The organism is Ketobacter sp. GenoA1 (assembly GCF_003671475.1).
In the GTDB taxonomy this organism is placed as follows: Bacteria; Pseudomonadota; Gammaproteobacteria; order Pseudomonadales; family Ketobacteraceae; genus Ketobacter.
In genome coordinates this window covers 600,108-612,537 of record NZ_RCHM01000042.1, presented here as the reverse complement: position 1 = coordinate 612,537, position 12,430 = coordinate 600,108, and the positions used below count along the sequence as shown (strand labels likewise).

Sequence of the window (12,430 nt, the reverse complement as noted above, 5' to 3'; positions counted from 1 at the left end):
TCATCAATGCATCGTTGGATCCACTAAATCGGTTGAGTAACGGACCTTTCCTGTCCTATCTATCAGTATCGCAGAGACGCCTGCCAAAGAATTGACTAATTTCAGGCCTTTCTGTGGGCCAAGTACGAACAATGTGGTTGACAATGCGTCCGCGTCCACCGAATGTTCGGCCAACACCGTCACGCTGAGTAACTCACGGGCCGAATCCCCTTTGGCGGGATCAATGATGTGATGGAAACGAACGCCACCTTCTTCAAAAAAGCGTTCATAATCCCCGGACGTTGATATAGCCGAATCCGACAACGGCAGCGTAATGACGTGCTCCTCCCCCCTGGGGTGCTTGATGCCCAGCATCCAGGGGCGGCCGCGGTGGTCGCCAATCAAACGACTGTCGCCCCCGGCAGTGACGATGGCGTGCTCCACACCGGCTGCCAGTAATCCGGACACCGCCTGATCCACCGCATACCCCTTGGCAATTCCCCCCAAATCGATGCGCATTCCGGGCTTACCGAATTCGAGCGTGCGTGTCATGGGATCCAGTTTCAGACTGCGGTAACCGATGAGTGCCGCTGCTGTTGCCTGCTCCTGCTGGCCCGGCCGCCGGCGATTACGATAATCAAACTGATGGCCGACCGAGGCAAAGGTGATATCGAACGCACCTCCGCTGAGGTCACTGTAGTGGTTGGCTTTCTGCACCAGGTCAAACAGCTCCTGACTGACTTGCACCGGTGCCGTGGCGGCATCACGGTTCACCCGGGCCAGCTCGGAGCTTGTCTTGTAGGGGCTCATCAATTGATTGATGCGCTCCATCTCGTCCATTACACCCTGCATCAGCAACGCCGCCTTTGCCGGGTCATCGTGCCATAACTCAACAAAAACCCGTGTGCCCATAATGGGCTCATCGCGCTTATACCATTCACTGAACCCACACTGGGGCCAGATCCAAATCAGCGATACAATGAAAAAGCTGACCCACATCCCCCTTCCCGGGGCACGCTTACCAAGGAACAAGGGTTCCGTCATAGGCAATAAAATCACCACTTTGCTTGGTTTGCAGACCTTCGATCACTTTGCGCATGCCGTTCACCGAGATGGTTACATCAATCAGGGCATTGGGGCCGCCCATATCGGTCAGCACCCAACCAGGATGTAACGCCACTACTTTGATCTGCTCTTCGGCCAAATCGATGGCCAGGGACTTGGTGGCGGCATTTAACGCTGCTTTGGAGCTGCGATACACGTAGCTGCCACCGGATGTGTTATCCCCCATCGATCCCATTTTACTGCTGAGCATGGCGACGGTGGCGCTGCCGGCATTCCCCAGATTGGAACGCAGCAGGGCCACCATCTTGACAGGGCCAATGCAATTGACATGAAACACCTTGCTCCAGTCCGCTTCGTCGAGCTTACCCAGGGGATTATTGGCACCGTAGTAGCCGGCATTATTGATCAGCAGGTGAATTACACGATCACCCACCGCGTCCGACACAGCCGCCCGTGAATTTGCATCGGTCACATCAAGGGGATACAGACTGAGGTGTTCCCCGTATTCTTTTTTCAGTGCCTGCAAGCCTTCTGAATCCTCAGGATTCCGTGCTGTTGCGATTACCCGGTTGCCCGCGGCCAGATATTGTCGGCTGAACTCCAGGCCTAATCCCCGATTGGCGCCCGTAATAAATACCGTTTTCATGGCCCTGCTCCTTGTAGAAAGCCGTTAATGGAAGTCTTTAAATTAGCACGCTATCAAAACGGATCATAGCTCACCCGAGACACTTCAAAACAGGTTTCGCCTTTGGGTCTGGACACAATGACCTCGTCACCTTCCTGCTTCTTTAACAACGCTTTTGCCATGGGTGAATCCACACTGATCCAACCGCGATCAATATCGATTTCATCGGCGCCCACCAGCCGATACACCTCGATACCCCCGGCATCCAGATCCTCCAACTCTACCCAGGCGCCAAAAAAGATCCGCGATTGATCCGCCGGCTTTTTGTCGACGGCTTTCACCACTTCCAGGCGTTTCACAAGATACCGAATGCGGCGATCGATTTCACGGAGTTGCTTTTTGCGATAGATATACTCTGCGTTCTCGGAACGATCCCCTTCTGCGGCGGCCTCCGCCAGCGCCTTGGTCACTTCCGGTCGCTGCGTGTCACTGAGATGACGCAACTCATTCATCAGCCGATCGCGGCCTTGTGGCGTAATGTAGGGAGCGGCAGGTTGGCTGGGGGGGCGGTATCGGCTCATCAGTATCTTATATCCCCGCTCAGGAGCGACTGATCAAATCAGGGTTATCAGACAGTTGTTTCACCATTTTGTATTCCGCGCTCAGCACCTGCATGGCAGCGCTGTCAGCCCGGGGCTCCACCCCCACAACATGGTTGAGTAAAAAATCGAATGACAGATACCCCCCCTCTTCCGGACGGCAATGGGGGAACAACTGGATCAGGCCATTAAAATAGTCCCTGGGTGCCAGCACCTGTATTTGCAGGCAACCATCCTTGGGATGGATGCTGCCCAGAGATCGGGTTGCCAGCCGTGATACCTCGCGAATACTCACCACCGCCTGGGTTTCAGAAAATGAAGATGACCTGGCACCCCCGTTACACTTCAGCTGGTAGCGCATGCTTGCCTTACCGGTTTCGGGGTCGACATCAAGGGTCTGTGACAGCTTGAAGGTACTCACAATCATCTGGATCTGAGCGTCATAATGCATGGAATTGACTCACTGCGTTTCATTCTTATTGTTGTAGACAGTCAACTTTACCATGTTTTTATCCGCTGATTCGAGGCCTGATCAGGCTCTTAAAATTCGATGCCCAGCTGCGCTTTTACCCCCAGCCGGAAAGCGTGCCGCTCATCCTGCACGGAACTGATGGTATCGGCGATATCCTGCAAAGGCGTTGCCATGGTGCGTCCGGTTATGATCACGTTCTGATGTGGGGGGCGCTGTTGTAACGCGGCAACCACCGGCTCAACATCCAGATACTGGTATTTGAACATGTAACTCATCTCATCGAAGATCAGCAGATCGTAATCCGGGTTGCTCAGGTAGGGTTTTGCCGTTTCCCAGGCGCGCTCAGCGGCAGCGATATCCTGTTCCTTGTTCTGCGTTTCCCAGGTAAACCCATCACCCATCACATGCCAATCCACCATGGGATGATCCCGAAAAAACTTGTACTCACCGGTCTCGTTACGACCTTTCAGAAACTGGACCACGGCACAACGCTTACCGTGCCCCAGGGAACGGGCCAGGGTACCAAAGGCGGAACTGCTTTTGCCCTTGCCGTTACCCTTCATCAAAATCAGTATGCCGCGCTCTTCGGTTGCCTTAGCAATTTTGGCATCCATCACCGCTTTCTTCGCCGCCATTTTTTGTTGGTGTTTATCTGTCATGTTACGTCGTGTCCCGGTCATTGATCAGCGAGCAACGTTACCACAAGCTGGACCAAAATGCCTGATGGCAATGCCTGATAATAATGCATACAACTGCAATCACGCACATTCACCGTGCACGGGCTATTCCATTGCAACCTATAGCTTTGAGCAATCAACTTCATAAATATTATTTACTTAGAAACTGCATGTTTTTTTCATAGGATTCAATCTGGCTTGAATTCTGCTTGTCTTTAACAACTGTTTCAGGAGCACCTGCTCAAACTGGAATTCGAATTGAACCCTCAACATTCAAGGAGAATCCTATGACTGCTGCTGCAAGTGGCTATGAATCACTGAAAGCTGACCCAACCAAGCATCAACAATGGCTGAGCCAACTGCTGGCCGACGCCGGCATTACCATCAATGGTTCCAAGCCATGGGACCCCCAAATACATCACCCCCACACCTACCAACGTATTCTCGCGGGAGGCAGTGTTGCCATTGGGGAAAGCTACATGGACGGCTGGTGGGATTGCGAAAGACTGGATGAACTGATCAGCCGGATCATCAGTGCGGAGGTGGACACAACACTGGTGGGCAAGTGGCAACTGCTCAAGCACTGGTTACTGGCACGGCTGGTCAACCTGCAGACGCGGAAACGAGCCTATGTGGTCGGCGAACAACATTATGATGTGGGCAATGACCTGTACCAAGCCATGCTCGACCCCACCATGAGTTATTCCTGCGGCTACTGGCAAAATGCCCACGACCTTAACAGCGCACAGGCAGCTAAACTGGAGCTGGTCTGCCGCAAACTGGATCTGCAGCCCGGCGAAACCGTATTGGACATCGGCTGCGGTTGGGGCGGTTTCAGCCAGTGGGCCGCCCGCCACCATCATGTCAGGGTCACCGGAATCACCATCTCAAAAGAACAGCAGGCGCTGGCTCAGCAGCGCTGCCGTTCCCTGCCCGTTGACATTGCACTGATGGACTATCGTGACCTGTCCGGCTGTTACCAGAAACTGGTTTCCATCGGCATGTTCGAGCACGTTGGCCATAAAAATTACGCTGCCTACATGCAGCACGCCCATCGCCTGATGCAAGATGACGGCATTTTCGTGCTGCACACCATCGGCAATGACCTGTCCCACCTGGGTACTGACCCCTGGATTCACAAATACATCTTCCCCAACGGCGAACTGCCCTCGCTGGCGCAAATCAGCGCTGCTGCCGAGCGGTATTTCGTGATCGAAGACGTACACAATTTCGGGCCCGATTACGATAAAACCCTGATGGCCTGGCAACACAATTTTGAATCTGCCTGGCCACAATTGAAGGCACACTACGATGAACGATTCTTTCGCATGTGGAACTACTATCTGAAGAGTTGTGCCGGCGGGTTTCGCAGCCGATCACTGCAACTGTATCAACTGGTGCTGCGCAAACGCCTGAAGCCACTGGCCAGGTACTGCCCGGTGCGGTGACCGATCAATTCCCGCCTGTAGCCATTCATATGCCCAAGGAGTTTATCAGGTACAAATGGAACAGTGTTTGCTTGAATATGTCATCATTCCAACGTGAGCCTATCCATGAACTACCTGACACCAGCGCGCGCATTCCTGATTGTACTCGGCCTGTCACTGGCGGGTTGCTCAGAACCAGAGGAACCCACCCCCACCCTTGCTCCGGAGCTGGCGGCGGGCAAAGCGGTTGTCGACAAAACCTGCATTGCCTGTCACGGGCAGGGCCTGAATGGCGCGCCTATCCTGGGTAACAAAAAGTTGTGGGGAAAGCGATTACCGCAGGGTGAAGACGTTCTGGTAAGCCATGCCATTAACGGCTTTGCCATGGAGATGATGCCACCGAAAGGGGGCAATCCGGATTTGACCGACACCGAGGTACGCAACGCCGTGCGTTACATGATGAGCCTTGTGCAATAAACAGAACACAAGGGCTCAGAGTTGCTGTGGATCGTAATGCTCAGCGGACAGGGTTTCCTCCCGCTGGTAGAACCGGCACAGTGCAAGCCGCAAGCGCTCGGCCCGTGGCCACAGGCCATGTTGGACATAGCTCAATACCTGGCTGTAAACAGCCTGCTTAAAAGCCGAGCTATCGCTGGGCTCACCATCGAGATTGTCAACACTGACCCTGAACTGCACACCGGCGGCCTGGGATAAGATCCACTCCAGCGCCTGGGGCTTGACTTCCACTTGCTCAAACAGACTCTGCTGCTGTACCGTGCGGCCATCCGGTTCGTACCAATAACCAAAATCCACCTGCTGACGACGGGCCTCTCCCGCAATCAACCAGTGGGCGCTTTCATGCAATGCACTGCGATAGAAGCCATGGGCAAAATGCAGTTCATGATGTGTTCGTCCGTCCCCGGCCGGCAAGTACACCGGTTCTTCCCCGCCCCGCACCAGCCGGGTGTTGTACTGTTCCAGAAAACACTGGTTGAACAGCAGAATAATGTCATCAATTCTATGTTCCAAGTTGTCGGCCCTACTTCATGTTCCTGACAATATTTTGCTCGAAAACAAGCCATTACCGCAGCGTCCAACATGATAAACTAGCCGCCCATCAAATACACTCCAGTGGATTTTTCTGATTGGATCATGACCGTCTGTGCTAAACCGTTCCGGCAGGAATGCCGCCGCATTCTGTTGTTGGCCATGCCCATTGTCGTCGCTCAGTTTGCCCAAACCGCCAATGGCTTTGTGGATACCGTGATGGCCGGACGGGTCAGCCCTGATGACCTGGCCGCCGTTGCAGTGGGCTCGGCCATCTGGGTACCGGTGTTCCTGTTCCTGGTGGGTGTGATGCAGGGGCTGACCCCCTTTGTATCCCAGTACCGCGGGCAACGCAGCCACCAGGCCATTGGCGGCCTGGTGCAACAGGGCCTGTGGCTGGCGCTGCCGCTGGGTGGGCTGGGCTTTCTGCTGCTGCGCAATATGGAACCGGTATTGTCTCTGATGGAAGTGGACAATGCCATCCGCCCCATGATTATCGCCTATTTGCAGGGACTGTCCTGGGGGTTTCCGGCCATCACCCTGTTCCTTGCTCTGCGCTCCCTCACCGAAGGCATGTCCTTCACTACGCCGGTGATGGTGGTCAGCCTCATCGGTCTGGCCGTCAACGTGCCGGTTAACTACGTATTGATCTATGGCAAACTGGGCTTTCCGGCCATGGGGGGTGTGGGATGCGGCTGGGCCACCAGTATCGTGATGTGGCTGATGCTGGTGTTGATGGTGCAATACTGCGTTATCTTCGACCGTAAACAGGAAACCGGGCTGTTCCGGCGTTTTGCCTGGCCGGATAGTGTCGTACTTAAATCCATACTGAAACTAGGTCTACCCATTGGCCTGTCAATTTTCATTGAGGTAAGCCTGTTCTGTGTCATCGCACTGTTCATTGCGGCCATCGGCGCCCAGGTGGTCGCCAGCCACCAGATTGCCCTGAACGTGGCGTCCATGCTGTTTATGATCCCCCTTAGCCTGTCACTGGCGCTTACCGTGCGGGTGGGAACCAACCTGGGCATGTCCAACGCTGAGGGCGTGCAACGCTCCATCCTCTCCGGTTTGGCGATCATTCTGGTGATCGCCGTGGTCAACAGCAGCGTGATGATTCTGTTCCGCACCCAGGTTGCCGGTATTTACACCGATGATGCGGTGGTCATCGAGATGGCAGCAGGGCTACTGCTGTTTGCTGCCCTGTTTCAGATCTCCGACTGCCTCCAGGTCAGCGCCAATGGGGTATTAAGGGGCATGAAAGACACCGCCTGGCCCATGCTGATGACCATACTGGCCTATTGGTGCCTGGGCCTGCCGGTGGGGTATATCCTGGGGCTCACCGACTGGGTGGTGCCGGCCATGGGTGCCAGGGGCTTCTGGATTGGCCTGGTGGCCGGCCTCACCGCGGCGGCCATCATGCTGAGCCTGAGGGTGATCTGGCGCTTCAGGCGCGCCCTGCCCATGCCCGCCTAATCGCCTAAGACACATAGCAAAAACTGGCATTTTGCATGCAAGTGTACTTAGATATAGAGTAGAAGTGAGTCTATTACGACCCGGGCTGCGCATAACCATGATTCACGGTATACCCGGCTCAGGTCCGCGAGGGTAGTCGTATGAAGCCACAGGCATCGGATAATCGTTCCAATGTGATCGATCTTTTCTCCGGGCGCCCCGTTGATGAAGTGGTTGACCGCATCGTGCGCATTGCGCCGGAGCTGGACGGATTGGAGATGCTCTACACCAATGACACCTCCCCCAACCGCCTGTACTCATTGAAAGTGGTATGCTGGGCCCTACGGGAATCCGGCGAGGTGGTGGGCCTGGTACCCTGGCTCAATCAGGTTGTGCCCTGCACCGAAATCAACGACCCCCTTAACGGCCGCTGGGAAGGTTACCGCGACCCCGGCACCAACGACATCTTCTACACCCCCCCAAAACACAAAGTCAAAGAGCTGGAACTGGCGGAAGCGTTCTATCACGTTGAGCAGATCCGGGATGGGGAAATTCTGCAGGAAATCCCCGACGGTATCGGTACCCATGCCGTGCTGACGGACAACGGCTTCCGCTCTTTTGTGCTGATCGAGGTGCTGAGTTGGCGATTGATGGCCGACGGTGCGGTACACGCCATGCTGGTGGACGAGGACAAAGTGAAATCCACACCGGTTCTGCCCGGTGACCCTTGCCTCTATTCCGCCCAGGAGCAAGCGGAGTTCAAGTACTTCTTTCAGCATCGCATTGCCAACAAGATCAAGGAGCAGGATCCGGAGGCACTGGCCGCGATTTCAATGCTGATCGAAAACTGAGTATTACTCTGGTACTGGTATTACTGGGGTATTACTGGGGTACCACCAGTGAACTGTCCCCCAGTTGATTCTGGTAGGTCAGACGAATTCGATCGGCACTCCAGTAACGACGGGCGATCCTGGATTCGTCCAGGGTCAGCGTATAATTGGTCCCATGCCCGCCCAGTATCAGATCGCCATCGGAAGTAAGGCTGTAGCGGCTGCTGTCGGTGTCCCGCAGTGAGCCATTGATATAAATACTGGAACCCACCAGTGGATCGTAGGTTGCCACCACGTGCTCCATACAGTCCCCCAGATAGAGTCCGATCAGGGATCCCCCAGACGCAACCCCATCGGAACCGTTTCGGCCAACGGTGAACGAGGCCCGATCCACTCGACTGCCCACAATCACAATAATACTGGCCACATAATGGGCGCTGTTGAGTTCCCAGTAACCTGTTGCATCATCCCCGCGCCCCAGCATGCTGAGAGCAAAACGGCCCAGTAAGGAGGTGTTGCAGGTATTGCTGGTGTACCAGGCTTCCACACTGAAGGCACCCCCATCTATGGCCAGTGAATCAGCGTAAGGAACCCGGTAGGCTTCGTCGCCGAGGAATCTGGCCCCGCGCCCCACAAAGGATTCAGTGCGGCCCACGCCGCCTTCATCAATGCCGTCATTTCCAAAGGGTGAGGAATCCCGGGCCAACCCCGATTCAGCGAAGTGCCAGACCCCGGCGTAATCATTCCACAGGCTGGCTGGATCCTGCCCATCCACCACACTGCCGTCCACTGCATCGTCATAAAGCAGGGTAATGAAGTTCTGGTTGCTGTTGCCCTTCACCAGCGGCACCAGCACCCATACCAATGCCTGCTTGTTAACCTGGTCCCAGCGTTCAATCTCGTAAGGCAAACGGGTGGTACCATCGCTGTCCACAAAGCGGATGTCCGCTGCGCCGGGCTGCACGGCATCGATAATCGCCGCATCGCTGATGCGCAACAGCAACGGGAAGTTCACCACATCACCGGGCACATCGGCTCCGCTCCCGGTGGTATCTAGATAGAATCGTTGGCTGGAAAGCAGGCGCTCTACCCCCGGCTGACTGATGCTGGACTGCACCCACAGCTCGGCCTCCCCATCGGCGTACCGGGTATATTCAATGCCCTCCCGTGTGGCGCTTTCCAGCACTGTCCAATTGTCCTCGGCACTGCTTTCAAAGCGATCAGAAGACCCGCCCACCACACGCAACGTATTGGTATCCGGGGACAACCCCAGGACCCTGGAACGATCGACGCGCAGCAGGTTATTGCTGTCGCCGAGATCCACCACCTCAATACTGTGCAGGCGCTCCGGCGGCAAACCGGTTAAATCCAGCGTCATGGAGGAACCGGTTAACGCCAGTGTGTCTTCGCCGCCGCCGCCACGGACACGGAAAAAGTCAGTATCATTGATTTCGATGCGGTCATCCCCGGCCCCCGCCGAATAGGCGTCCGCGCCCCCCATTCCATTCAACGTTTCACTGACCGAGCTGCCTACGATATTGTCCGCACCACCCTGGCCGATGCGGAACACCACATCCCCCAACCAATCATTGCCCCACCATACCGCGCCGAGCCCGGCAGCGGCGGCCGTTCCCGGTGCCCCCAAAATAACATCACTGAAGCCATCACCGTTGTGATCGGCGGACGCCACCGATTGCCCCAAACGATCACCATCGTCTGAGCCGCGCAAGGCAATGCCGTCGGATGCCAGAAAATCCGTCAGGCTCCAATCCGCAATCACATCGTCATCGCTGCCCAATATCACCCAGGCACGACCCGGGCGCTGCCCGGCGTAGACGCCGTTGAACGCCCCCACCACAATATCATCCAGGCCGTCGGCATTGACATCACCGGCGCCGGACAGCGCATGGCCCACATAACCATCCAGATCCATACCACCGACCGAGAACCCCAAGGTAGCCGGCAACAGGGCAATATCGTTGCTGGCGGCCCAGGTTTTACCACCGAACAGCACGTGCACAGCCCCGGCATTGAATGCCCCTGCCTGGGTCAGTCCTGGCTGGCCGATGTACAGATCCGCAATACCGTCGCCATTGAATTCCCCGCTGCCCAGCGCGGCGCCAAACCAGGACAGGGCAGCACTGGAGAACCAGGTGCTGCCGATATTCGCGGCCATGGCTGCAAGGTTGATATCGGCAGGGTTCGCCTGCGCCCGCCCATAGATGACGAACACGGCACCCCCCTCGGGAGCCCCCGCATCCGCTGCGATTGCCGACACCGCCAGATCGCCCAGGCCATCCGCGTTCAGATCCCCGGCCATCAGCACCGCCTGCCCTAAGCGCCAACCCGGCTGATTGGTGGTGACAGCAAAACCGTCCGCCCCCAGCAATCCGGTATCCACATCACTGCGGTTGGCTCCGGTTCGGCCCAACACCACATACACCCGACCACTGTTGCCGCCCGCCATGTCACTGGACGGATGCCCCAGCACCAGATCGTCAACCCCATCACCGTTGTAGTCGCCATGTCCACTGAGCAAGGCATTATTAGCCGGTAACGCCGAGCTGGGGGGGGCATGGTCACCCAGGCGCTGACCCACTTCGCGACCCAGAATCCGGAATCCCAACGCGGGGCTCCATTCGGCAAGGTCAAGATCCTCCAACGCGGCACCCCCCCAGATGACGTACACCACTCCAGCGTCTGACGCCCCGCCATCGGCGCCCGGAGCGGCCAGCATCATATCGGCGTAACCATCGCCGTTCATATCACCGGCGGCCGCTAAAGTGGTGCCAAGGCCGTCCGCCAATGCGGCGCCATCAATAATGATGCCATCCGCGGCATTCCAGTTGGCAACAGAAAGGCTGGATCGATCCAGACCCGGCCTTCCCCACACCACGTAAACCCTGCCCCGGGCGCCATCCAGATCGGGAACCCCCACGCCAAAGTCGTCCAACCCATCTCCGTTCACGTCCCCCAGGCCGGATACCGCCGCCCCAAGCCGGCTTTGCTCGCCCCTGAACAGGAAACCCAGGTTGGGCTGGAGAGTAGCAACGTCCACCGGCGGGAACAAGGGCGGCTCTGTGGTAAAGGCCCACTGCTGAGCCCCACTAATGGCCAGCGACGGATTACCCGCCAGATCCTGGAATGCGCCAGCCGTGACCTCAACGGTATAGCGGGTGGCAAAATCCAGCTCAGCCGTGAGCGGAACCGTTACCTGTAACTGCCCACCCGGATCCAGCTCGAGGGTATCCACCCCGACGCTCTCCACCACCAGGCCCTCACTCTCGCTGCGCACCAGAATCTGGCCTGCCCCGGCAAAAACCGGCTCACTGTAGAGTATCCGCAAAACCGGATTAAGCGCTACACCGCTGCTGTCAGGGCCCGGCAAAAGCTGGGTCTGAGCCGGGGCAGTGGTATCCACCAGCAGATTAAAAGGCTCCGACAGCGCACTGCTCAAACCCGCCTCCATACTGACCGCAGCAAGCGCAAACAGGCCGTCGCTCAATGTCACCGGGGCAGAGGCGAGGTCAAACTGCCAGTTCCCCGACGCATCAGACTGGGTTTCCCCCAGCAGAGCGCCATCGAGATACACCTGAATACTCACGCCGGCCTCCGCTGTGCCGGTCACCATCTGCTCTGTGATGGCGGTGACCCCGTCACCGTCCACTCCAGTGTCGTTGCTGATGGCACTGATCAGCGGCCGGTCCGGCGGCGTAGGGTCGTAGGTAAAGTAAAACGGCGCCGCCGATTCAAGGGTTTCACCAGCGGTGGTGGTAGCCCGAACATCCAGCCGGTATGACCCGGGAATCAGAGTAATCGGACGAAAATCCAGATTCCACTGGCCCGCGGCATTGGCCAGCACCGAACCGGATGCGGCACCATTGATGTACAACAAAATGGAATCATAGGGATTTGACTGGCCGAGAAAACGCACAGTGCCATCGATGATGCGGCCCGGGCCGACACGGCCAGCGTCCGTCTCGATATAAAGAACCTCTGGCAGGACAACGGCAACGGTTTCGTCTTCCGGCTGCTGGGGGCCATCTCCGGTTTCAGGGTCCGGTTCAGGTTCCTCACTGGGCTGGTTTTCTTCATCCGGCTCCTGCTCGGGAACTTCGTTGCTGTCCTGGGACGCACGCTCGGATTCATCGCTGTCGGATTTTGATGAACCCGAGCCACCACAACCACCGACCACCAACAATGTCGCCAGCACGGATGCCAGCAGAAATTTGAAAAACCCTGGCTTTTGCATAGAAC

11 protein-coding genes are annotated in these 12,430 nt (G+C 56.8%); 4 read left to right on the top strand and 7 right to left on the bottom strand.

Annotated elements, in window-relative coordinates; genetic code table 11:
- Window positions 1-3: 3 nt before the first annotated feature.
- The 5 genes from D9N13_RS16890 to cobO form a co-directional block, all read right to left on the bottom strand.
- Window positions 4-978, bottom strand: coding sequence for an FAD:protein FMN transferase (locus D9N13_RS16890; RefSeq protein WP_290592450.1), 975 nt, complete (start codon window positions 976-978; stop codon window positions 4-6).
- Between the two features lie 19 nt (window positions 979-997).
- A complete protein-coding gene (locus tag D9N13_RS16885; protein ID WP_290592448.1) occupies window positions 998-1,690 on the bottom strand; it encodes an SDR family oxidoreductase in 693 nt (230 codons plus the stop codon).
- A 53-nt stretch (window positions 1,691-1,743) separates the two neighbouring features.
- Entirely contained in the window at window positions 1,744-2,250 is a 507-nt protein-coding gene (gene greB, locus D9N13_RS16880; protein WP_290592446.1) for a transcription elongation factor GreB, read from the bottom strand.
- Window positions 2,251-2,269: 19 nt separating this feature from the next.
- Complete coding sequence (locus tag D9N13_RS16875; protein ID WP_290592444.1) at window positions 2,270-2,719, bottom strand: hypothetical protein; 450 nt, start codon at window positions 2,717-2,719, stop codon at window positions 2,270-2,272.
- Window positions 2,720-2,808: 89 nt separating this feature from the next.
- Window positions 2,809-3,399: a cob(I)yrinic acid a,c-diamide adenosyltransferase gene (gene cobO / locus D9N13_RS16870; RefSeq protein WP_290592442.1), complete on the bottom strand. Its 591-nt coding sequence runs from the start codon at window positions 3,397-3,399 to the stop codon at window positions 2,809-2,811.
- Window positions 3,400-3,704: 305 nt separating this feature from the next.
- Between cobO and cfa the strand changes: the two genes are divergently transcribed.
- The gene (cfa, locus tag D9N13_RS16865) at window positions 3,705-4,865 is read left to right on the top strand and encodes a cyclopropane fatty acyl phospholipid synthase (protein ID WP_290592440.1); all 1,161 of its coding nucleotides are present in this window, start codon (window positions 3,705-3,707) and stop codon (window positions 4,863-4,865) included.
- 105 nt (window positions 4,866-4,970) lie between these two features.
- Window positions 4,971-5,321, top strand: a complete 351-nt coding sequence (locus D9N13_RS16860; protein ID WP_290592438.1) for a c-type cytochrome — start codon at window positions 4,971-4,973, stop codon at window positions 5,319-5,321.
- Between the two features lie 15 nt (window positions 5,322-5,336).
- Here D9N13_RS16860 and D9N13_RS16855 read toward each other — a convergent pair whose 3' ends face one another.
- Entirely contained in the window at window positions 5,337-5,873 is a 537-nt protein-coding gene (locus tag D9N13_RS16855) for an elongation factor P hydroxylase (RefSeq protein WP_290592436.1), read from the bottom strand.
- A gap of 123 nt (window positions 5,874-5,996) precedes the next feature.
- Here D9N13_RS16855 and D9N13_RS16850 point away from each other — a divergent pair, with 123 nt between their 5' ends.
- Both D9N13_RS16850 and D9N13_RS16845 read left to right on the top strand, forming a co-directional pair.
- Complete coding sequence (locus D9N13_RS16850) at window positions 5,997-7,364, top strand: MATE family efflux transporter (RefSeq protein WP_290592435.1); 1,368 nt, start codon at window positions 5,997-5,999, stop codon at window positions 7,362-7,364.
- Window positions 7,365-7,504: 140 nt separating this feature from the next.
- On the top strand, window positions 7,505-8,194 hold the full coding sequence (locus D9N13_RS16845; RefSeq protein WP_290592433.1) for a hypothetical protein: 690 nt from the start codon (window positions 7,505-7,507) through the stop codon (window positions 8,192-8,194).
- A gap of 31 nt (window positions 8,195-8,225) precedes the next feature.
- On the opposite strand, the gene D9N13_RS16840 is transcribed toward D9N13_RS16845, so the two are convergent.
- The gene (locus D9N13_RS16840; RefSeq protein WP_290592432.1) at window positions 8,226-12,425 is read right to left on the bottom strand and encodes a DUF2341 domain-containing protein; all 4,200 of its coding nucleotides are present in this window, start codon (window positions 12,423-12,425) and stop codon (window positions 8,226-8,228) included.
- Between the last annotated feature and the right edge of the window lie 5 nt (window positions 12,426-12,430).

Bases quoted from the DNA above. Each gene is read 5' to 3' on its own strand.
- D9N13_RS16890 (WP_290592450.1), bottom strand. From the start codon at position 978: ATGTGGGTCAGCTTTTTCATTGTATCGCTGATTTGGATCTGGCCCCAG.
- D9N13_RS16885 (WP_290592448.1), bottom strand. From the start codon at position 1,690: ATGAAAACGGTATTTATTACGGGCGCCAATCGGGGATTAGGCCTGGAG.
- greB (WP_290592446.1), bottom strand. From the start codon at position 2,250: ATGAGCCGATACCGCCCCCCCAGCCAACCTGCCGCTCCCTACATTACG.
- D9N13_RS16875 (WP_290592444.1), bottom strand. From the start codon at position 2,719: ATGCATTATGACGCTCAGATCCAGATGATTGTGAGTACCTTCAAGCTG.
- cobO (WP_290592442.1), bottom strand. From the start codon at position 3,399: ATGACAGATAAACACCAACAAAAAATGGCGGCGAAGAAAGCGGTGATG.
- cfa (WP_290592440.1), top strand. From the start codon at position 3,705: ATGACTGCTGCTGCAAGTGGCTATGAATCACTGAAAGCTGACCCAACC.
- D9N13_RS16860 (WP_290592438.1), top strand. From the start codon at position 4,971: ATGAACTACCTGACACCAGCGCGCGCATTCCTGATTGTACTCGGCCTG.
- D9N13_RS16850 (WP_290592435.1), top strand. From the start codon at position 5,997: ATGACCGTCTGTGCTAAACCGTTCCGGCAGGAATGCCGCCGCATTCTG.
- D9N13_RS16845 (WP_290592433.1), top strand. From the start codon at position 7,505: ATGAAGCCACAGGCATCGGATAATCGTTCCAATGTGATCGATCTTTTC.
- D9N13_RS16840 (WP_290592432.1), bottom strand. From the start codon at position 12,425: ATGCAAAAGCCAGGGTTTTTCAAATTTCTGCTGGCATCCGTGCTGGCG.